At 51.0% G+C, this 21,323-nt stretch carries 22 protein-coding genes; 6 read left to right on the plus strand and 16 right to left on the minus strand.

What is annotated here, in order from left to right; translation table 11 throughout:
- Nucleotides 1–87: 87 nt before the first annotated feature.
- From BBI15_RS13465 to BBI15_RS13505, 9 genes are all read right to left on the minus strand, one after another.
- On the minus strand, nucleotides 88–1,185 hold the full coding sequence (locus tag BBI15_RS13465; RefSeq protein ID WP_068870289.1) for a YsnF/AvaK domain-containing protein: 1,098 nt from the start codon (nucleotides 1,183–1,185) through the stop codon (nucleotides 88–90).
- A 124-nt stretch (nucleotides 1,186–1,309) separates the two neighbouring features.
- Nucleotides 1,310–3,358: a catalase gene (locus BBI15_RS13470; RefSeq protein WP_068870290.1), complete on the minus strand. Its 2,049-nt coding sequence runs from the start codon at nucleotides 3,356–3,358 to the stop codon at nucleotides 1,310–1,312.
- A gap of 155 nt (nucleotides 3,359–3,513) precedes the next feature.
- Nucleotides 3,514–4,485 (minus strand): glutaminase, encoded by a 972-nt coding sequence (locus BBI15_RS13475; protein WP_068870292.1) that lies wholly within the window; start codon nucleotides 4,483–4,485, stop codon nucleotides 3,514–3,516.
- Nucleotides 4,486–4,599: 114 nt separating this feature from the next.
- Entirely contained in the window at nucleotides 4,600–5,202 is a 603-nt protein-coding gene (locus BBI15_RS13480; protein ID WP_068872600.1) for an alpha/beta hydrolase, read from the minus strand.
- A gap of 118 nt (nucleotides 5,203–5,320) precedes the next feature.
- A complete protein-coding gene (gene hslO / locus BBI15_RS13485) occupies nucleotides 5,321–6,190 on the minus strand; it encodes an Hsp33 family molecular chaperone HslO (protein WP_068870294.1) in 870 nt (289 codons plus the stop codon).
- Between the two features lie 39 nt (nucleotides 6,191–6,229).
- On the minus strand, nucleotides 6,230–6,439 hold the full coding sequence (locus tag BBI15_RS13490; RefSeq protein ID WP_068870295.1) for a DUF896 domain-containing protein: 210 nt from the start codon (nucleotides 6,437–6,439) through the stop codon (nucleotides 6,230–6,232).
- A 147-nt stretch (nucleotides 6,440–6,586) separates the two neighbouring features.
- A complete protein-coding gene (locus BBI15_RS13495) occupies nucleotides 6,587–7,033 on the minus strand; it encodes a GNAT family N-acetyltransferase (protein ID WP_068870296.1) in 447 nt (148 codons plus the stop codon).
- Between the two features lie 19 nt (nucleotides 7,034–7,052).
- Nucleotides 7,053–7,913, minus strand: coding sequence for a patatin-like phospholipase family protein (locus tag BBI15_RS13500; RefSeq protein WP_068870298.1), 861 nt, complete (start codon nucleotides 7,911–7,913; stop codon nucleotides 7,053–7,055).
- A gap of 27 nt (nucleotides 7,914–7,940) precedes the next feature.
- Nucleotides 7,941–8,618 (minus strand): SOS response-associated peptidase, encoded by a 678-nt coding sequence (locus BBI15_RS13505; protein WP_068870300.1) that lies wholly within the window; start codon nucleotides 8,616–8,618, stop codon nucleotides 7,941–7,943.
- Between the two features lie 163 nt (nucleotides 8,619–8,781).
- On the opposite strand from BBI15_RS13505, the gene BBI15_RS13510 reads away from it, so the two are divergent.
- Entirely contained in the window at nucleotides 8,782–9,213 is a 432-nt protein-coding gene (locus BBI15_RS13510) for a hypothetical protein (protein WP_068870302.1), read from the plus strand.
- Nucleotides 9,214–9,331: 118 nt separating this feature from the next.
- A complete protein-coding gene (locus tag BBI15_RS13515) occupies nucleotides 9,332–10,528 on the plus strand; it encodes an MFS transporter (protein ID WP_068870304.1) in 1,197 nt (398 codons plus the stop codon).
- Nucleotides 10,529–10,543: 15 nt separating this feature from the next.
- Here BBI15_RS13515 and BBI15_RS13520 read toward each other — a convergent pair whose 3' ends face one another.
- From BBI15_RS13520 to BBI15_RS13530, 3 genes are all read right to left on the minus strand, one after another.
- Nucleotides 10,544–12,187 (minus strand): SLC13 family permease, encoded by a 1,644-nt coding sequence (locus tag BBI15_RS13520; protein WP_068870306.1) that lies wholly within the window; start codon nucleotides 12,185–12,187, stop codon nucleotides 10,544–10,546.
- Between the two features lie 238 nt (nucleotides 12,188–12,425).
- The gene (locus tag BBI15_RS13525; protein ID WP_068870308.1) at nucleotides 12,426–12,614 is read right to left on the minus strand and encodes a hypothetical protein; all 189 of its coding nucleotides are present in this window, start codon (nucleotides 12,612–12,614) and stop codon (nucleotides 12,426–12,428) included.
- 62 nt (nucleotides 12,615–12,676) lie between these two features.
- Nucleotides 12,677–13,153, minus strand: coding sequence for a metal-dependent hydrolase (locus tag BBI15_RS13530; protein ID WP_068870310.1), 477 nt, complete (start codon nucleotides 13,151–13,153; stop codon nucleotides 12,677–12,679).
- Between the two features lie 103 nt (nucleotides 13,154–13,256).
- On the opposite strand from BBI15_RS13530, the gene BBI15_RS13535 reads away from it, so the two are divergent.
- The 4 genes from BBI15_RS13535 to BBI15_RS13550 all read left to right on the plus strand — a co-directional run bounded on the left by BBI15_RS13535 (nucleotide 13,257) and on the right by BBI15_RS13550 (nucleotide 16,762).
- Nucleotides 13,257–13,886, plus strand: a complete 630-nt coding sequence (locus tag BBI15_RS13535; RefSeq protein ID WP_068870311.1) for a YfbR-like 5'-deoxynucleotidase — start codon at nucleotides 13,257–13,259, stop codon at nucleotides 13,884–13,886.
- An 84-nt stretch (nucleotides 13,887–13,970) separates the two neighbouring features.
- Nucleotides 13,971–15,287 (plus strand): hemolysin family protein, encoded by a 1,317-nt coding sequence (locus tag BBI15_RS13540; protein WP_068870313.1) that lies wholly within the window; start codon nucleotides 13,971–13,973, stop codon nucleotides 15,285–15,287.
- A 114-nt stretch (nucleotides 15,288–15,401) separates the two neighbouring features.
- Nucleotides 15,402–15,761 (plus strand): YolD-like family protein, encoded by a 360-nt coding sequence (locus BBI15_RS13545; protein WP_068870315.1) that lies wholly within the window; start codon nucleotides 15,402–15,404, stop codon nucleotides 15,759–15,761.
- Nucleotides 15,762–15,871: 110 nt separating this feature from the next.
- Nucleotides 15,872–16,762 (plus strand): YihY/virulence factor BrkB family protein, encoded by an 891-nt coding sequence (locus BBI15_RS13550; protein ID WP_068870317.1) that lies wholly within the window; start codon nucleotides 15,872–15,874, stop codon nucleotides 16,760–16,762.
- A 40-nt stretch (nucleotides 16,763–16,802) separates the two neighbouring features.
- On the opposite strand, the gene BBI15_RS13555 is transcribed toward BBI15_RS13550, so the two are convergent.
- The 4 genes from BBI15_RS13555 to rbsB all read right to left on the minus strand — a co-directional run bounded on the left by BBI15_RS13555 (nucleotide 16,803) and on the right by rbsB (nucleotide 21,322).
- Nucleotides 16,803–17,774, minus strand: a complete 972-nt coding sequence (locus BBI15_RS13555; RefSeq protein ID WP_068870319.1) for a dipeptidase — start codon at nucleotides 17,772–17,774, stop codon at nucleotides 16,803–16,805.
- Nucleotides 17,775–18,497 carry a gamma-glutamyl-gamma-aminobutyrate hydrolase family protein gene (locus tag BBI15_RS13560; RefSeq protein ID WP_068872601.1) on the minus strand — a complete coding sequence of 241 codons (723 nt, stop codon included), beginning with the start codon at nucleotides 18,495–18,497 and terminating at the stop codon, nucleotides 17,775–17,777. It lies immediately after the preceding gene.
- Between the two features lie 178 nt (nucleotides 18,498–18,675).
- Nucleotides 18,676–20,175 carry a D-alanyl-D-alanine carboxypeptidase/D-alanyl-D-alanine endopeptidase gene (dacB, locus tag BBI15_RS13565; RefSeq protein ID WP_068870321.1) on the minus strand — a complete coding sequence of 500 codons (1,500 nt, stop codon included), beginning with the start codon at nucleotides 20,173–20,175 and terminating at the stop codon, nucleotides 18,676–18,678.
- Between the two features lie 223 nt (nucleotides 20,176–20,398).
- Nucleotides 20,399–21,322, minus strand: a complete 924-nt coding sequence (rbsB, locus tag BBI15_RS13570; RefSeq protein ID WP_068870323.1) for a ribose ABC transporter substrate-binding protein RbsB — start codon at nucleotides 21,320–21,322, stop codon at nucleotides 20,399–20,401.
- Nucleotide 21,323: the final 1 nt, after the last annotated feature.

Below are 21,323 nucleotides of genomic sequence, written 5' to 3' on the forward strand. Positions count from 1 at the left end.
CCTCCAAGCTTGCTTCCATTATAATCGAATTACCCTGGCCATACAAAAAAGCGGAGGGAAGGCCCCTCCGCTTTTCATCCAGCTTGCTTATAATCTGTCGCGGTCTGTACGGTCTTTGCGGTCAAATTCGCCTTCTTCAACCAAGTCGCCGTCTTTATGGATGTCAGCTTCTTCTTTACGGACTGTTTCACTGACATGTTCTGTATCCTGTACTTTGTTTTTCCCGATGGAAATTTCTTCAGATACTACATCTTTCTTCGTCACGTCTACACGCTCTTCGGAAACCGGTACGTGAATATCTTCGCCTTCCGTATAGTTATGCGTGCCAGTCGTCGTTTCTTCATTCACCGGGCGGCGCTCCACATATACTTCCTCACGCTCCACCGGCACTTCAAGTGTCTGCTCTTCCTCGACGACATGCTTGTCGACATGGACTTCGCCCGTTTGGACGCGTTCTTTATTGACTTGCAAACGCTCTTCATGCAAACGCAGGCGTTCTTCTTCAGATCCTGCACGTTCCAAGTCGCGGTCGATATCTTCGACTGTGCGGTTGCGGTTCGTTACATCATCATTGAAATCCGAAGTTGCACGGTGAGTGCCTGCCGCATGGGCGTCAGTTGTAGTGCGGTCTTCCGCTCCCAGGCCAAATCCTGTACCGCGCTCTTTGTCGACGCCGGCCGTTTCGGAGCCGAGTGCGTCGCGCTCTGTGTTGTACGCCATGTCATTGCTTTCATTTGTATCTACAGTCAAGCCATCACGTGCCACTGCCGAGTTGTCGACTTTCGTAGTACTTGTCGTGCTGTCGACATTGCCGTAGCTTGTGTTATCGTAAGGCGCTGCCCCTTCATAGTTCGCGCCGAACTCGCGGTCGACGAACAAGAGGATCTTGCCGTTTTGCACTTCGTTATAGTAGCGGTCTGCTTCCGCTTCGTCTACACCCATATTGGAGAAGGCTTCACGCGTCGGTTCATTGCCTGATAGGAAGCCCATGAATTTATCCATCCAATTGCCTTCGGATGATTTATAATCCACGTCTGTTCTTCCGCGCACCATTGAAATCTGGTCTTCGTTGCGGGCCATCACGTACATGTCTTCTTCACGTGAGCCTTGCGCTTTCATGTCTTCGATTTTTTTCAGTACTTCTGTTTCTGTGTCGAATGTTCCCATGAATTTATTGTTAGCCATTTCAAATTCCTCCATTTTTTTGAGAAGTTTTTTTGCTTTCTAGTCTTGAAAATACCCCTCAGTTATGTTATTAAACATATCCGGTTCGAAATGTGCCAAAATACTACTTTTCCACCATATTTTATCAAACTTCCCGAGTCCAGTGGCGGTGCGCTGTGATTGCCTCGATAAAGCTATCTGCGAATCCTTTCATGGAATCATCCGTGACGACTCCCGGTTCGCCGGTGTAGCCATTGGCATCCAGCCATTTCTTGCCTTCATGTGTTGCACCGATCGGCTTGAAGTGCCCGAACGCTTCCGTTACATAATAAGCGGTGTTCCGGGCGAACTTCTTGCTGACATCGGGGCCGCCTACTGCATAGATGGCGTCGAACAATACCGGGTCCGCTGTCGTGAAGGTATGGTCGATTTTCAGTTGTTTGCCGTTTCCTGCATCCAGCTTCCCTTGCTTCTCGCTGATGATTTCATATTGAAGGCCTTTGGATTCAAGCTGCTCCAATACTTCCATGACTTCCTTGCCGTTGAAGTCAGGTGCCACGATAACGCCGACTTTACGCGTCTTCGCGGATTTCACCGTATTTTCCTGGCTCAATGCCGGTGATTTTTTACTGGTATCGGTCGTACCGGTCTGTGGAGCTTTAACCCCGATGTTGCCGGCAATTTCCTGCGCCAGCTTAAGGTTGACGTTTGCATACATATCCACGACTTGCTGGCGGATGTCGATGCTGTCGCATTTGCCCAGCTCAAAGCTGAATGCTTCGATAATATGTTGTTGTTCCGGCTCGCTCATGCTGTTCCAGAACATCGTAGCTTGTGAGAAATGGTCTTTAAAGCTGTCGCTGCGCTTGCGCACTTTACGGCCTTCCACTTTCTCCTGGTAATGGACGTATCCACCGTCCGCTTCGCTGACCGGTGCCGGCGTGTGGTTGGTGAAGGAACTCTTTTGATAAGATACTTTTCCTTTATTGATCGTCTGGCGGCCATAGCCATCGCGTTGATTGTTGTGGAACGGGCAAACGGCGCGGTTGATCGGCAGCTCATGAAAATTAGGCCCACCCAGGCGGATCAATTGCGTATCCGTATAAGAGAATAAACGGCCTTGGAGAAGTGGATCATTCGAGAAATCGATTCCAGGTACTACATGGCCTGGATGGAATGCCACTTGCTCGGTCTCCGCAAATACGTTGTCCACATTGCGGTTCAAGGTCATCTTGCCGACGATGTGAATCGGGATCTCTTCTTGTGGCCACATCTTTGTCGCATCAAGCAAATCAAAATCGAATTTGTGCTCGTCTTCTTCCGGAACGATCTGGACGCCCAGTTCGTATTCCGGATAATCACCGTTTTCAATGGCTTCGTGCAAATCTGCGCGGTGGAAGTCCGGATTCTTCCCGTTTATTTTTTGAGCCTCATCCCATACGACTGAGTGAACCCCAAGCGTCGATTTCCAAGTGAATTTCACGAAATGGGATTTTCCTTCCGCATTGACGAAGCGGAATGCATGGACCCCGAACCCGTCCATCGTCCGGAAGCTTCTCGGAATGGCGCGGTCGGACATTGTCCACATGACCATATGGGCCGATTCCTGATTGTTCGCCACGAAATCCCAGAATGTATCGTGCGCTGTAGCCGCTTGTGGAATTTCGTTGTGCGGCTCCGGTTTGATCGCGTGCACCAAATCCGGAAACTTGATGGCGTCCTGAATGAAGAATACCGGGATATTATTACCGACTAAATCGTAATTACCTTCCTCGGTATAGAATTTCGTTGAAAACCCGCGTGCGTCCCGCGCTAACTCCCCTGAGCCCCGCGAGCCGGCTACTGTAGAAAAACGGACAAAGACCGGCGTTTTCTTGCCTTTTTCCGACAAGAACTTCGCTTTCGTCAAATGCTCAAGCGACTCATAAGCTTCGAATTCGCCGTGTGCCGCAAATCCGCGCGCATGGACTACGCGCTCTGGAATGCGCTCGTGGTCGAAATGGGTCATTTTTTCCCGGAAATGAAAGTCCTCCATCAAAGTCGGCCCACGCTCACCCGCTTTTAAAGAAAATTCATCTTCCGATAATTTCAATCCTTGATTCGTCGTCAAATCCTTGCCGCTATCGTCTGAACGGTACTGCTCCAATTGTTCGTTCTTGCTGTTTTCATCGACTTTGTTATGATCTTTCGACATCGTCTCACTCCTCTTTCTAATTTCTTACATTACCCCTTCTCTACCCCCTCACTCGGCTTAGAAACAAATTAATGGAAAAATCATTTAAAACGCGAAAAAAGGCCTTGCAATGTGTGGGGTTCATTGCAAGACCTTAGGCTAGACACAACCGGGATTTAGAAAATGCTTAAATCCCATTCTTTTGAAATTTGCCGCAGCATCATCGTTCCGGCAGCGCTGTTTCCTTGCACGTCAATCGCCGGCCCGTAGACGCCGATGCCCGCTCCCGCCCGGAATTCATAGGTTTGGGAATGGAGCTTCGGCGGAACGGCAGCCATGATGCCGCCTGACACGCCGCTTTTCGCCGGAATGCCGACATGCGCCGCGAAATTCCCTGACGAATTATACATGCCGCAAGTGACCATCAACACTTTCGTCACTTGGGCGATTTCTTCGGAAAAGTGCTTCACTTTGGTGATCGGGTTGTAGCCATCATAGGCGAGGATCAACCCGAGAAGCGCCAAGTCCTTTACCGATACTTTGATCGCGCATTGGCTAATATAAATGTCGAGTGCTTCTTCCACTTCGAGTTCCAGGAAGTTCGCCTCTTTCAAGTAATAAGCGAGCGCGCGGTTGCGGTGTGAAGTCGCCCATTCCGAATCGTAGACTTCCTTATCGATTTCGATCGGGTGGCCGAGCAGCTCTTCGAGAAAGCCCTTTAAGTACTCGAACTTCTTTTGGGCATTCTGTCCCGGCAACAAGGAGGAAATTGTAATGGCTCCCGCGTTGATGAATGGGTTGAATGGTTTGTTCGGCCGGTGAATCTCGAACGGCACGATGGAGTTGAAGGCTTCCCCTGTCGGCTCGACGTCCACCCGCTCCAATACGAACTCCAAGCCGTAATGGCAACTGAGCGCCACGAATGTCAGCGCTTTGGAAATGCTCTGCAAAGTGAACTCGGTGTCCGTGTCGCCTGCACAATAATAATGGCCGTCTTCATCGACCATGCAGATCCCGAGTTTGCCAGGGTCGACTTTCCCCAAGGCTGGTATGTACTGGGCTGTGGTGCCGAGAACGGCATGCCCTTTGTTTTCTTTCACCCAAGCTTCAAGCTGCTCGGTGATGCGCGGATTGTTTTGCACCGCCATCCCTCCTCCAGTTGGTTTTCATTAATCATGACCGAAGCACATCCTGCTTGTCAAAGCATGCGGAACGGAATCGGGCGAAAGAAAAAAACTCCTCCAGAATTGGAGGAGTTCTATTCATCCTTTTTCATACCAAGCTTTGGCTGCGACCAATTCATCCATCGTCAGCTGATGCCCTTTGTTTTCCCAATGCAAGTCGACTTTTGCCCCAGCCCCGCTTAACAGCCTTTCTAGATCCTCCGATTCTTCTTTCGGGCAGATCGGATCGTTTGTTCCTGCGGCGATGAAGACACGGGTGCCATCCAGGTTCGGCAATTCCTTATGGCGGTCCGGTACCATCGGATGGTGCAAGATTGCCGCTTTCAATGAATCTTCGTACGTGAACAACAAGTTCGCGGCAATATTTGCGCCGTTCGAATAGCCAAGCGCGATGACATTATTGCGGTCAAAACCGTATTCATCAGCGGCCTGGCCGATAAATGCATGCAATTCTTCTGTCCGTTCACGCAAGTCTTCCATATCGAAGACGCCTTCAGACAAGCGTTTGAAAAACCGCGGCATGCCGTTTTCCGACACATTTCCGCGAACGCTCAGCACGCCCGCTTCCGGATCGATATGCCCTGCTGCTGGCAATAAGTCCGTTTCTGTTCCGCCGGTCCCGTGCAGCAACAGAAATGTCGGCTTGCCTGCGTCCGCAGGCGGGTTATAGATGTGTTTCATCATGTAATAACCTCCCATTTAAAATATCTTTAATTCGAGATAACGATATCATATCATATCCAGTAGGAGCTTCCAAATCAAAAAGCCTGCGGAATATCCCGCAGGCTTCAAAATTCATTCAGGACAACATGTCCTGCAATTGGTCTTTCGTGAACAGATAGGTTTCGTTACAGAAATGGCATTGTGCTTCCGCCTGTCCATCTGTCACGATCATGTCTTCGATTTCCTCGGACCCAAGCCCCCGGATGGCGTTGTGGATGCGCTCACGCGAGCATTGGCATTGGAAATTCACCGGCATCGTATCAAGCGCTTTGACATTTTCTTTGCCCAATACTTCATCGAGAATATCCTCAGGCGTCAAGCCGGCACGCACCATATTGGAAATGGTCGGGATTTCGGCCAGGCGCTGTTCAAGCTGGCTGATTACGGTTTCATCAGTGCCCGGCATCAATTGGATGATGAAGCCACCTGAAGCCAAGATGGTATTGTCGGGATTGACGATAACGCCGACGCCAACAGAAGAAGGCGTCTGTTCAGAAGTCACGATGTAATGGGTAAAATCATCGCCAAGCTCCCCGGAGACGATCGGCACTTGGCCGACATACGGATGCTGCAAACCGATATCTTTGGAGACAGTCAGTGTCCCTTCTGTCCCAACTGCCCGGCGGACATCGAGTTTGCCTTGTTCGTTCAAGTCAAAATGCGTTTGGGGGTTGGAAACATAGCCACGCACTTCGCCTTTAGCGTTGGCATCAACGAGAATCGTGCCAAGCGGGCCGCCTCCATTGATTTTGATCGTCAATTTCTCCTCGCCTTTCAGCATCGCGCCGAGCATGACACTCGCTGTCATAGAACGGCCCAGTGCAGCAGAGGCAGTCGGCCACGTGTAATGGCGGCGCTGCGCCTCATTCACGGTTTCTGTCGTGCGCGCGGCGAAGGCCCGGATTTGGCCATCATAAGCCAATGCTTTCACTAAATAATCATTCATCTATTTTCTTCCTCTCTGAAATCGTCTCGATTTATTCGTTTATCTCGAGTCTTTGACTTTGTTTGGCGTAACATCTGCACCAAGCGGGTCAATGACCGTCATATTCGTTACCGTCGTCTCGACTTGTCCACGGATTTCCTGGAGATATTCACGGCGGAGCACTTGCTGTTCCCGGATCTCCGCATAGCTCAATCCGGAGCTGCGCTCTTTTTGCGCCAATTCGTTAATGCGCGGCAAGATTTGAATCATCTGAATCGCACTCCTTTCTGTGCGGACAGGGACATATCCACTTCCTCCATTTTATATTATCTCGAATTAAAAATAAATAAATGTGCCTGTCAGCCCGAAAGCATAATAAAATGCCTCAGCCTTGAAGCAGGCTGAGGCGACAATCGATCAATGGACAAGGCGAAATTGCGTGCATGTAACGCCTGGCGCCACTTCAAAGGTTTCTTCTTCCTTGAAGCCGAACGATTCATATAATTTCCGGGCCGGCACGTTCGCCGTGCCTGTACTGACGATGACCTCCGCTGCATGCGTTTGCTGGAGGAAATGGTCCACCAGGCTCCGGGCGATCCCTTGCCGAAACTGGAGAGGGTCCACCACGAGCCGGTAAATTTCGGCAATGCCCCCTTCTTCCTTGAAAGAAATGAAGCCTTTCAAATAATCGTCTCGATAGCCGAGGAAGGTCTCTTGGCTTTGCTGGATTTCTTCGATAGTCTCGGATATATGGGGGATGTCATGGAACCCCATCAGTTCGGCTTCAATCCGGTAAGCCGGCCGCTGGATCGATTGGATGTCCCGGGCGGTTTTTTCGTCTGTTTGGTCTATTTCGGTAATCATCACGAACTCCTTTCCAAGCTCACTGCATTTGGTGCATGATGAATTTCTTTGCGCGAGGAACGACCAGTTCTGCATCCCGGTAGCCTTGGACATATAAAGCGGCAAGGCGCTCCTGGTCCCGCTCGATGCCGCGCAGCCTGTGTAAATTGCGGGGGCGGACAATGATGGCATCGTTGTGCGCTTCGAGCGCCTCTATCCGCTCCAGCGATTCGTTGTAGATGCGCTGCCGATCTTCAAGCGCCTTTGCAAGCCCGGGATATTGCCGGGCGAATGCCGGGGCTAGGCGCATAAGGGGGGTCTGGCGCTTGCGGTAATTTTTTTCACGCGTCATCACGACGATCGGTTTGGACACGCCATCCGATAAAGCTTGCCCGATCGGCAGCGGATCGGCCAGGCTGCCGTCCATAAGCAGGCGCCCGCCGAACTCCACCGGGTGCGACATGAACGGCAATGAACTCGAGGCGCGCACGACTTTAAGCAATTCGTCCGGCGCAAGCGGCTTACGGTAATAAATCGCTTCCCCTGTCATACAATCCGTCGTGCCGACGACAAACTCTTCTGCAGCCGACCCGAACCCGTCATAATCAAACGGCACGAGACGGTTTGGGATATCATCGAAGATGAGGTTCATGCCGAACAGTTCCCTTTTCTTCAGCAAGTTCTTCATTGAAATATAATCCGGATGCGTTACGTAATCGATCATCACTGTCCGGTTCCTGCCGCTTTGCCGGGAAAGATACGAGACAGCATTGCATGCGCCGGCTGATACGCCGATCACATAATCCGTAAACAGGTTCTCTTCCATGAATTTCTGTAGCACACCCGCTGTATAGACGCCCCGCATGCCTCCGCCTTCCAAAATCAATCCGCTTTTCACCATGACCCTCCCCTTTACATGAAAGTGTGATCACCCGATTTTCCGAATCAATTCCCGTCCTTTGTTGCGCGGCGAATTGACTGAGCTGGATACTTCATACGCTTCCAACCCTGCCGCTTCGTAAGGTTTGATGAGTTTCTGCAAGATGTCCGGGTCCTGGACGTCCGGATCCAGCCAAACCTTCTCCGCTTCCTCGCTCAAAATCACCGGCATGCGGTCATGGATATCCGCCATCAATGCATTCGGCTGTGTCGTCAAGATCGTACAGCTATGGACCAACTCCCCTTCCGGAGACTTCCAGGACTCCCATAGCCCGGCAAACGCGAACAGGCCATCGCCCTCCAAATGGATCAACATCGGCGTTTTGCCATCCGCGCCCTTTTTCCATTCATAAAATGCGTTCGCCGGGATCAGGCAGCGCTTTTTCTTGAAGGCATGACGGAAACTCGGTTTTTCTGCAGCCGTTTCCGCACGGGCATTGATCATCTTATAACCGATCTTCTCATCCTTCGCCCAGGAGGGGATGAGCCCCCAGCGCAAAGTCCCTAGGCGGTTGCGCTCGCCGTCATTGATGACCGCCACAATCTGGCTCGAAGGCGCAACATTGTAATTTTCTTCGTAGTCAGCCTTGTCAAGCGAAGCTTCTTCGATATGAAAACGCTCGAGCAAGGCTTCATAATCTGCGTATAACGCAAATCTTCCGCACATTGAAATCTCCCCTTTTCCCAAGTGGATTGACTTATTTCAAATATAACAGATTTTTCAAACTCCTCCAGCATTCTGCTGTCATACCCTTCAAGGGCGCCCTTTCAGCGAGCAGCCCAAAAGAATGTTATAATGGAGAGACTATAAGGAAATGAGGAGGAATTGCATGGCTACTGCGCGCGAAATGAATTTGGTCAATAAGGATCTGTTGGTTGAGGATTTGGGCCTCAAGCAATTCGGCAACTCGAACGTTTTTTACAATGAAGACTTTTTCATCCTTTCCCCGTCTGTGCAACGTTACGAGAAAGGCTTTGATGTAAGTGAATACAATCTCTCGAAATACGACCCCGATAAACACCAGGGATTTGTCATCGTCCGCTATATGGATACATTCCTGATGGCGAAACTGGATAGTTTCACTGACAAGATGATGCCTCCTGAACTGCAATTGAAGAAAAAGAACGTGAAGCCGCATTGGAAATTTACAGTTGTCGAAAACCCGGCCTATCATCTCGTGAATACCCAAAACAAGGAATTGCGCTATCGCCTGCAAGAACCTAGCCGCAAACAAATCCTCGCCTATTTCAATAAACTTTAACCCCCAGCCCGCCTTTTCATGCGGGTTTTTTCACACCCTTTTGGCGCTTACAATAATTTGCCAATGAGTGGTAGAATGATAAGCAGAAGCTTTGACGAAACGGAAGTGATTGTCTCCCATGGAACAGCGCAAATACACGGTACATGACCGCGAATTTTGGAAAATCATAGCGAGCCTGCTGTTGGCTTCGTTGTTTATTTTCGCCAATATGTATGCCGTTCAGCCTTTGCTGCCGGTATTTGTCTCGGATTTCGGGGTGTCGGTCTCGACTTCCAGCCTATCCCTTTCCTTGACCATCATCGGGCTGATCGCCGGATTGATCATTCTCGGGTTCTTCTCCGACCGCAGCGGGCGCCGCTCCTATATCATCTGGTCACTGATCGGGTCCGCCATACCGTTCTTCATCCTGCCGTTTGTCGAATCGTTCACTGTATTCCTTGCATTGCGCCTGATCCAGGGATTCGCGCTCGCCGGGGTTCCTGCTGCGGCTCTCGCCTACATCAGCGAAGAAATCGACCGGAAGAATATCGCTTACGCCACCGCCCTATACATATCGAGCAATGCGCTCGGCGGCATGATCGGGCGCGTCCTGACCGGATTCCTGACCGATGCGTTTTCATGGCAGTTTACGTTTCTCGCATTCGGCGCGACCGGAATCACTTTATTCATCGCCGTCTTCTTGCTGTTACCGCATTCGCATCATTTCGAACCGAGCCAATTAAGCTTCTCAAAAGACATCGAAGGCTTCCTGTTCCATTTGAAAAACCCGGCATTGCTCGTCGTGTTCGGCCTCGGGGCGATTCTCCAGATCGCTTTTACCGGCGTATGGACCTATTTGCCGTTTCACTTGGAAGCCCCGCCCTTTTCCATGTCGCTGCAGGCCATTTCCTATCTGTTCTTCGCTTACGGCATCGGTGTCATCGGCTCGCCTTTGGCTGGGCGCGCTGCCGAGGCATTCGGCTTGAGGCGGGTGCGCGTCATCGGCGTGTTCATTTTCTCGGCCGGCGTATTGATGACGCTCGGGCCTGAACTGTGGATGGTCGCTGTCGGCTTATGCGTGACGTGCCTCGGCTTTTTCACGGCCCATTCGCTGACCGCCGCTTCTGTCGGCCAGCAGGCGACCCATCATAAAGGCAGCGCCTCAAGTTTATATCTCGTATCGTATTATATCGGCGTCGCTGCAGGCAGCTCACTGCTCAGCCCCGTTTGGACCCGCTTCGGCTGGGATGTGCTGATCCTTCTTTGCGCTTTGATGCCGGCGCTTTACGTTTTAACCGTCAGCTGGTACAGAAAAAGAGCCGCCTCGTTTGCATGAGGCGGCTCTTTTGTTTTATTCCAGGAACCTTTGAGGCGTGCTCAGTAAATCAATGTCCCAAACGATCGGCAGGAAGTAATAGACAGCGAGGCCGACAAAAACGATCCCAAAGACGTTCAGGATAAATCCGGCACGCGCCATATCGATGATCTTCAAATAACCCGAGCCGAAGACAACGGCGTTTGGCGGTGTCGCTACAGGCAGCATGAAAGCACAGGATGCCGTGACAGCAGCCGTGACCATGAGTGCGTACGGATGAATGCCTAGCGCGACTGCCAATGATGCCATGATCGGGAACATCATCGAAGCGGTTGCCGTATTGGACGTGATTTCTGTCAGGAACAGCACGAATGCCGCAACGACGAGCACGATGATCAACACATTGATGCCTTGCAGGCCGATCAACTGGCCCCCTACCCATTCGGAAAGGCCTGATTGCGTGAAGCCTGCGGCAATCGCCAAACCGCCCCCGAAGAGCAACAAGATGCCCCAAGGCAATTTAACGGCAGTCGCCCAGTCCAGCAAATGATCGCCTCTGCGGTTTTTTGACGGAATCGCGAACAAGATCAAGGCGGCGATCAACCCGACCATGGCATCGTTCAAGCCCGGCAGGAATTCCACCAATAGGAACGAGCGGGTAATCCAAGCCAAAGCTGCCAGCAGGAAAATCGCAAAGACGATTTTTTCTTCGTAGGAAGCGTTGCCGAGTTCCGTCTTTTGCTCCTTGATGACGGCGCTGCCGCCTGGCAATTGCTTGAGTTTCAAAGGAAATGCGATTTTGACCAAATAGAACCAAGCCACCAGAATGAAGATCCAGGCAAGCGGCACGCCGAACAGCATCCATTCCGCAAACGTGATTTCGATGCCGTAGATTTCATTGACCGCACCGGCGAGCAGGGTATTCGGCGGTGTCCCGATCAATGTTGCGATGCCACCGAGTGAAGCGGAATAAGCGATGCCGAGCATGAGCGCTTTGCCGAACCCGAAGTTTTCTTGGGAAGTGTCGATCGAATCGTCATGCTTCAACGCTTCAGAGACCTGATAGATGATCGCAAGCCCGATCGGCACCATCATCATGGCCGTTGCCGTATTGGATATCCACATCGACAAGAAACCCGTCGCCACCATGAAGCCGAGAATGATGCGCTCGGTATTGGTGCCGATCAATGAAATGATCGTCAAGGCGATGCGTTTATGTAAATTCCATTTTTCCATCGTCAAGGCGATCATGAAACCGCCCATGAACAGGAAAATCGTGTCGTTGCCGTAAGCGGAAGTAGTCGCACCTACGTCGAGCCCTCCGGTTAACGGAAATAAGACGATCGGCAATAATGAAGTTGCCGGGATCGGAATCGCTTCCGTGATCCACCAGGTAGCGATCCAGATAGTACTGGCCAGGATCGCCTTCGCTTCCGGCGTCAAGCCTTCCGGATTGAAGAATAGCATCGTCAGGATGAACAGCAAGGGGCCTAGAAAGAGCCCGATCAGCTGCGGCGTGTTATAGCTTTTCTTTTTGAAACGTTCATCGTATGTACCCGCATCTTCCGCCCGGTCACGGTCATCAGGCTGTGTGCCTGGGCCAGGCTTGGCGAAAAAGCGCAGCATGTCTTTTGCCTGGTGATGCTTTTCCCACATCCAATTCCATGTTGTTGCAATCATTTTATCCCCCCATTTTTAAAAAGTTGAAATTGTTTAATTATTCCACCTGTTTTAGTGTAGCCGTTTTCATTTGCAGGGACAAGACCGGAAGTTATCGGATTGAAAAGACCGGCATACTTTTCCTCCCTTCAACTCGCCATATTTCTCCATATTCTTTGCCGGCAACCGGTGGCCGGAAAGCTTAAAAGGCCATCAAAAAGAAGCTGCCAGTCCATCTTGGCAGCTTCCTCCATCAAACTTATCCCCTTTCCGATTCACCGACCGGATTCCGCTCGTCACCGACACCTGTGTTGCTGTGGGCGCCTTCTTTTCTCATCTTCTGTCCATCTTCCTCGGACTCACGGCCGATCCCTTCAAACTCTTCCCGTTTTCTTCGGTCCGTATTCCTCGACGGGTTGGCATCTCTGGAAAATTCATCTCTAGGCATTCTGCTTCCTCCTCTTGGACTGCTTTCCCCTCCTATTCCCGAAGAATCCTGCTTAAAACTTATTACGTGAAGTTGAACAGGTCGTATCCGTAATACACCGATAGGACCGACAAGGCCGCAAACACCAGATGCTCCACAAAACTGCCGGTCGAGGTCGTAAGCGGCAAGCGCACCGTGATGCGCAGCGGAAACAATAGTTTCACTCCCCGCTTGGTGGCCATATCGAGCACAAGATGGCTGGCCATGCCGACGATGGCCCCCGCCGCCAGTGCTTCGTGCAGCCCAACCGTCTCGAACAGCAAGACCGCCAATAATAGAAACAATAGGCTGTGCGTGAAAGTCCGATGGCCGAACAGGCCGTTGATGATTTTCGATAAGAATGGCAATTTCCTGCCGATGGTGCTCGACCCGTGGCAAATATCCGGGAGCAATGCCCCGATAACCCCGCCCACCAACAGGACGGCCGGTTCGTAATGGGAAACTTGCGCAAATGCCAGGCTTGCTGCGATGCCGCCCGTGATGTGTGTTTTTCCTGTCATAGCTGTTGCGCTCCTTTTCCGGTTGAATCACTCTATAATTCATATTATAACGTTTTTCGGTTATGCTGAAGACAAAGAAATCAGTTTAAAGGAGTCGTTTTTTATGGGAATTCACCGTTTTTTTACTTCATTGAATGATTTGGAGCGGATCATCCGGGCACCGGGCCGTTTCAAGTTCGAAGAGCATAACGTCGCTGCGCATTCCTGGAAAGTCAGCCAGTATGCGATGTTCTTCGCTACCATCGAAGAACGCGAAGGGCGTCCCGTCGATTGGAAATCGCTGTATGAGCGGACCATCAACCACGACTTTGCCGAAGTATTTATCGGGGATATCAAAACCCCGGTAAAATACGCATCCCCTGAACTCAAGGAAATCCTTGCGAAAGTCGAGGAAGGGATGATGGAAAAATTCATTCTGAAAGAAATCCCGGAAGAATTCCAGGAAGTCTTCTTCAACCGCATGAAAGAAGGCAAGGACGAGTCGCTCGAAGGCCGCCTATTGGAGTTCGCCGATAAGCTCGACCAATTCTATGAAGCGTTTGCGGAACTGAAGCGCGGCAACACCGACAAGGAATTCTTGAAAATGTACCGGATCGCACTCAGCAAGATCCTGGACCTTCCGCTTGCGGCCAGTGTCGCTTATTTCCGCGATGTCATCCTCGACGACATCATGACGGAAGATACCGCGATCGATATCCGGAAAATCACCAAGCGCGTTCTTGAAGCGCATTGATGCAATTCCTCAGCAGCATCGGGCAATTTGTGATAGATTAGAAGAAACTAGCTCGGAGGTGAATCCCTTATTTAAGGGAATTTATTGGACCCCATACCTTTATTGAATTTAGCTTTACTCGTCTTACTCATCGCCTTGACCGCATTTTTCGTCGGCACGGAATTCGCCGTGGTCAAAGTCCGCATGTCACGCATTGAACAATTGATCGAAGAAGGCAATACAAAAGCCATCACGGTCAAGAAAGTCGTCAGCGACCTGGATTATTATTTGTCCGCCTGCCAGCTCGGCATCACCGTGACCGCCCTTGGCCTTGGCTGGCTCGGGGAGCCGACTGTCGAACGGCTGCTGCATCCGCTATTCGACTGGCTTGGCGTTCCTTCCGCGGTTTCCACCATCGTCTCGTTCGCCTTCGCTTTTGCGCTCGTGACCTTCTTGCACGTCGTCATCGGGGAACTGGCGCCAAAATCGCTGGCACTTCAATTTGCGGAACGGATGACTTTGTCACTGGCCCCTGCGCTTTATATCTTCGGGAAAATCATGTATCCGTTCATTTTCGTCTTGAACGGCTCTGCCCGTTTGCTGCTTCGCATGTTCGGCGTTGAACCCGCCGGCGAACAGCAAGCCCATTCAGAGGAAGAACTGAAGATCATCATGGCGCAGAGTTTCCAGAGCGGCGAAATCAACCAGACGGAGCTATCCTATATGCAGAACATCTTTGCATTCGATGAACGCAGCGCCAAGGATGTCATGATCCCGCGCACGCAAATGGTCGCTTTCCCGGATGATTTGTCCACTGATGAATTGCTGGCAGAACTGCGGGAGCACCGCTTTACGCGTTACCCGATAGCACGGGATGGCGATAAAGATGACCTGATCGGCTTCATCAATGCCAAGGAAGTATTGACCCATTATGCGATCAATAACGATGTCCAAATGACCGAACTCATCCATGACCTGCCTTATTTCCACGAGACGACGCCGCTTCAGATGGCGCTCGTGAAAATGCAGAAAGACCGGACCCATATCGCCCTCGTCATCGACGAATACGGCGGCACATCGGGGCTGATCACGATGGAAGATATTCTCGAGGAGATTGTCGGGGAAATACGGGATGAGTTTGATGAAGAAGAGGAAGCTGAAATCGTGAAAGAAAGCGATACCCGTTATGTGGTCAATGGCCGCGTCCTCCTGAAAGACCTGGAAGAGCGGTTCAGCCTGAAATTCGAAGACAGCGATGAAATCGATACCATTGCCGGCTGGATGCAGCATCAGCTCATCGAGGCCGAAGCCGGGGATTCGTTCGAAAAAGGCGGCTACCACTGGGAAATCATCGATATGGAGAACCACCACATCCTCAAAATCGCTTTCGAGAAACTTGAAGAACCGGAAATCACTGTGTAAACAGGGCTGCCTATAGACGGCCCTGTTTTTTTGAAAAGAAGTAATTGACCATTCTCCATTATTTCTTTACGATAAGAACAAATGTTCTTATTTTTTCAGAAAGGAGAGATGAAGATGAAAAAGAATCAGCATTTGACGGTAAAAGGGGACGTATTCGACAGGGGGCAATTGAAATGGGGGGCATTGATGCTGCCCGAACACGTCCGGATGCTGCGGGAATGGCGGGCAGATGAACCGACTAAGCACAAACCACATCTCGATGAAGAAGAACTCAGTTTATTGCAGGAGGAAATCGGCATTGCGCAACAGCGGCAGTGCATGGCGGAAATGCGCTATTGGGATGGCGGACAGGCAGCCGTATCGGGCACCATCACATCGGTCGACTTGGCCAATCAAACGATAGAGATTTCATCCGGCGTTGGCACTGTGCGCATCGCTTTTACCGATCTCCTTGGCATTCGGATGATCGATTGAACTTCCACGCAATCGAGTAAAAAACGAATAATTTCCTTTTTCATGGTTATTTCTTGGCTACAACGGGCATATACCTAATAACTTTACAAAACAACTGGAGGTATAAAGTCATGAGCAAAGTGACGTCCTATGCCAAAGAACTTGGCCAAGAATTCAAAAAAGACCATGCGACGACACTTGCGGCAGCCCAAGCTTATTATTATCTACTGGCAATTGTCCCGTTATTGATTTTGCTGCTGGCGATCCTGCCCTATTTACAGATCGACCCGCAGCGGGCTGTCGATTTTATCGGCACCATCCTGCCCGGTGAAGTCGCTAATACCTTTGAAGATACCATCATCAGTGTCGTGACGACCCCGTCCGGCGGCCTATTGACTTTCGGTATCCTCGGTACGCTTTGGTCCGCCTCGAATGCGATGACTGCATTCATGGAAGCGACGAACCAAGCGTATGACGTGGAAGAAACCCGTTCGTTCTTCGTGAAGAAAGGATTGGCAATCGTCTTGACGCTGTTCATGCTGATTGCTGTTATCGTTGCACTTGTGCTTCCGATTTTCGGTGGCACGATCATCGATATGATCAATCAGTTCCTGAATCTGCCGCAGCAGACAGAGATCATTTTCCAAGTGCTCCGTTGGGTCATTTCAATTGTCGTCATGAGCCTGGTACTGGCAATGCTCTACAAATTCGCGCCGAATAAGCATTTCCCGTTCAAGGAAGTTATTATCGGGGCAGTCATTGCCACGATCCTGTGGCAGTTGGTATCCCTTGGTTTCTCTTTCTACGTAGCGAATTTCGGAAGCTATTCAGCCACTTACGGGAGCCTAGGCGGATTGATCGTCTTGATGCTTTGGTTCTTCCTGACAGGCTTGATCCTGGTGGTCGGGGCTGAAATCAATGCGATCCTGCACCGCCGGAAACATGCCAAGAGCGATTCGGAAGACAGTAAACTGCAAATGGCCGAATCCGGCGACACAGAGTCATCCATGAATAAGTATTAACGCCAAAAGCCATCCGCTAACTCAATAGCGGATGGCTTTTTTATATTGTCCTGCCTTCTTGTGCAATGCCCGGCCTGTGCGCCAGGAAGTTGCGGAACGCAAACCCTTCCACCTGCGCTTCCGAATAGCGTTTTTGCAAGGCTTCGATTAAATTCGGGTAAGCCGATGCATTTCCAAGCTGGTCCACATGAGCAAAAATCCCGTCAAAATCTGAACCTAAACCGATATGGCGCTCTCCGCCGAGCGTGCAAAGATGGTCGATATGGCGCAGTAAATCATCGATTGTCGCCTGCTGGCTTCCTGGATTGATGAACTCCGGGCAAAACACGATGTCAATCAAGCCATTGCGCGAAAACATTGCCTCGATTTGCCGATCCTCCAGGTTCCGCGGATGATCACATAATTCCCGTGCATTGGAATGGCTGGCAATCGGATAGTCAGCCAGTTCCATCACATCCCAAAATCCTGCGGGCGACAGATGGGATACGTCCGTGAAGACACGGTGTTGGTTATTCAGCTGCACCACTTGCTTGCCGAGCAGTGTCAGGCCGCCGCCTCTTGGTTCCCCGACGCCGTCCGCGCAAAGATTGGCGAAATTCCATGTCAGCCCAAGTGACAGGACGCCGAGCCTGTAGAGATGGCGCAATTTCACGAGATCGTTTCCGAACGCATCCGCCCCTTCAAGCGCGAGCACTGCCCCGATTTCATCAGGTCGCAGTGCATCGATATCTTCCCAATGTCGGATATGTTTCATGAGCGGCTGTCCCAGCACTTCATTGTAGAACAAATCAACCTGTTCTAATGCATGTTGCCATTTTTCATCATCCGGCAATTCGGGATGCACAAACACCGCAAAAAACTGGACTTTCACGCCGCCTTGCTGCAGACGCAGGAAATTGGTGTCAAGTTCTTCTGCATCGTAGTAATGAACCGGCTTCCCGCGAAATAATTCGTTGCGCTTCGCCACCTGCAATTTCAAAAGCGCATCACAATGTGTATCGATGATCTGCACTTACTCATCCCCTTCTTCCGTGCATGCGCGAATAAAGCCCTCGAATATACGCAAAGAGGCTGCGTCGCCTGCACGAGCCATGTTTTCCGGGTGCCATTGCAGCCCAAGTGCGAATCCATGTTCCTTGCTCTCGATCGCTTCTATGACCCCGTCGCTCGCAATCCCCGAAACGAGATAATGATCCGGCACATGGCGGTTCGATTGGTGATGGCGGCTATTGACCTTGAGCTTCAATGAATCCGTCAGCCGGTGCAGTAGAGAACCTTCCTGCACCTCGACAAAATGCGAGCCATGCTCTTTCGGGGCGCGCTGCTGGTGCTGGAGCAGATTACCGGCAAGCTGTGACGGTGTATCCTGATACATGTCCCCGCCGGCTGCGATGTTCAGAATCTGGGCGCCGCGGCAAATCGCCAGCACCGGCTTGTTCTTCTCCAACACCTTTTCCACTAATTCCAACTCGAAACGGTCACGGGAGGGAATGATGACGCCCAGGCCCGGATGCGGCTCTTCGCCGAATAAGGTTGGGTCGATATCCCATCCTCCCGCAAGGAATAATCCGTCGATATGCTCGGCGAGTTCTTCCAGTTCCGCCTCCCCTTCGATATGCGGCAGCATGATCGGCAAACCGCCTGCCCGGACAATCGCTTCTGTATCCGCGAGTTCAATTGTGTATTCATCTTTCCCCAATTCTTTCGACGCGGTAATGCCGATGATCGGTCTCATTTCCATCACTCCTAAATTGTTTGAATTCTTGATATATTCACCATACAGAAGTTTTTTCTGGATGGAAAGGGCAATCCAATCTTTCCCATCAAAAAGAAACAGCCTGCGGGATTGGCCATTCCTTCCGCTGCTGTTTCTTCCTGAACAGATTTCCATGTTCCTTCAAAGCTTTTGTTTATTACTTGGCTTGGTATCCGGCGATCGCTTCGGCAATGGCGTTTTCGACCGGTGTGACATTCGCCAAGTCGTTGTTCAGGACGATAGCGAAAATCAGCCTTTCCCCGTCCTGGGTGTTCGCATAACCGGCTAAAGAAGAGACCGAAGACAAGCTGCCGGTTTTTGCCTGGACATTGCCTTCTGCCACTGTGCCTTTCATGCGGTTTCGCAATGTGCCGCCGACAAAACGGTCAGGAGCCCCTGCTACCGGGAAGGATTCGAGGAATGTATCGAACCACGGCTCGTCCTGCGCCCCGGTGAGTAACTGGGAAATTTCATTTGCCGGAATCAAATTGACATGGGACATCCCGGAAGCGTCACGCAGATGGATTGTGTCGACATTGACACCCAGCTTGCCGGCGGTTGCCTCCATTACCTTGAGTCCCGCTTCCCAGCTGCCTTCACCGTTCACCACGCGGCCCATTTGTTTCGCCAAGGCTTCACCATGGCCGTTATTGCTCAATTTCATGAACGGGATCGATAGTTCCGCTAGCGTCATCGATTGATGTTCCAGAAGCATGCGGCTAGCCGATGGCGTCTCGCCCATGACGGTTTCGGAATTCCCGATCAGCTCGATGCCTTCCTTGCCGAGCGCTTTTTCAAACAGGCTGAGGGCATAGCCGGATGGTTCATCGACTGCGATCCACTCGCGTGTCCGGCTGCCTTGTTCCGGGATATTGCCTTCGATGATGATTTCATTCGTCCCGTGGTCTCTCGTGATGCTCAAGGTCTTTGGCTCACCAGCAGCTACCGTTCTGGCGGTATTAATGACCGTCACGTAATCCGTTTCCGGTGACAAACTTACCTGCACTTCATCCCCTGCCGCTTCTCCGGCGTTCGCTTCCACGATAATGGAGCCGGCGTCGTAATCTTTATTCGGGGAGGCGGTCAATGCGGATACTTGGGCCCCGACATAATACACTTCATTTTTCCATGTCATGTCTTCAGACAAGCGTTCATCATCGAACCAGCTATCATCGCCGACCAGGTCACCTTTCACTTTATGTATGCCTTGTGCTTTCAATTCACTCGCAAAGCGCTCAAAATCCTCCTCGAGCAATGTCGGGTCGCCTTTGCCTTTCAAGTACAGATTGCCATGCAACACTTTGCCTTTCAGCTCCCCATCGGTATGCAACTCTGTCGAAAACCGATGATCTTCCCCTAAAGTTTCAAGTGCCGCCGCCAGTGTGAATAGCTTCATATTGGATGCCGGTTTCAGGCGGATATCGCCAAAATGATCGTATATTTTTTCCCCGCTATCCGCTTTCCGGATGCTGACACCTGCCAGCGCGCCATCCAAGCTCTTGTCCTGTAAAATATCATTCACTTCCGCAGTCAATGCTGCATATTCACCGTCTGCCCCTGCCATATTCCCGTCACTTCCCATCTGCAGCGGAGAAGCCGCGAGAGCCCCCGCCAGCACGAACAATCCCGCCGCTTTCCATCGATTCAATTTCGCCATTTTATTTCCCCCTCCAAGTGGTTTACAAAAAATGTACCATATATGAAGTAAGAATTTTCTGATACCTAAATAATCAGAACTAATGACTTACTACTATTTTATAGTAATAGTAAAAAAATCCAAACCAATTCTTCATTTTTTTAAAAATCGTTTTGCAGCCCGTTCTTTCCGCCTAAGCGCAAAAAACCGCATCGGCATATAGCCGATGCGGTTTCTTCTTTACTTATTGCTGGATCAATTCCAATTCTACCGGAATCGATGCTTCCACTGCTTCGCCGTCCAAATGCTGAACAGCTGTTTCGACCGCCATTTCACCGATCATTTCCGGTTTTTGGGCAATCGTTCCGGCAAGCCGGCCTTCTTCTACTGCTGCGACAGCATCCGCTGTCGCATCAAAGCCGACCACTGTGACGTCCTTGCCGGAAGCTTCGATTGCTTCCAGCGCGCCAAGCGCCATTTCATCGTTATGCGCAAACACTCCCGTTACTTCAGGGTTTGCCTGCAAAATGTTTTCCATGACCGACAAGCCTTCTGCACGGTTGAAGTTCGCCGTTTGTTTGGCTACTACATCCAAGCTGTCCGCTGCGATGTTATTGAATCCTTCCCCGCGTTCACGCGCTGCGGAAGATCCGGGAACGCCTTCCAGTTCCGCTACTTTCGCGCCATCGCCAACGAGTGACAATAGGTGTTCCGCTGCCATTTCGCCGCCCGCTACGTTATCGGAAGCGATGTGGGAAACGACTTCGCCGCTTTCCGCGCTACGGTCCACGGTGATGACCGGGATATCTGCGTTATTGGCGGAAGCAACTGCTGAAGCGACTGCCTCTGAATCGACTGGGTTGATGAGGATCATATCCACGCCTTGCTGGATCAAGTCCTCTACATCACTTGCTTGTTTCGATGCATCGTCTTGTGCATCGACAACTGATAGGCTTGCGCCAAGTTCAGAAGCTTTTGCTTCCGCCCCTTCGCTCAATGTCACGAAGAACGGGTTGTTCAATGTCGAGATCGAGAAACCGATTGTGTAATCTCCGCTCGCTTCTTCTCCGCCTGTTGTTTCTTCTGAATCCGAACCTGGTGCTTCCATGGAACATGCGGCCAAGACCATCATGGCCAAGAGGACGAACATCAATAGCATTTTCTTCATT

It is taken from the genome of Planococcus plakortidis, assembly GCF_001687605.2.
Lineage (GTDB): Bacteria > Bacillota > Bacilli > Bacillales_A > Planococcaceae > Planococcus > Planococcus plakortidis.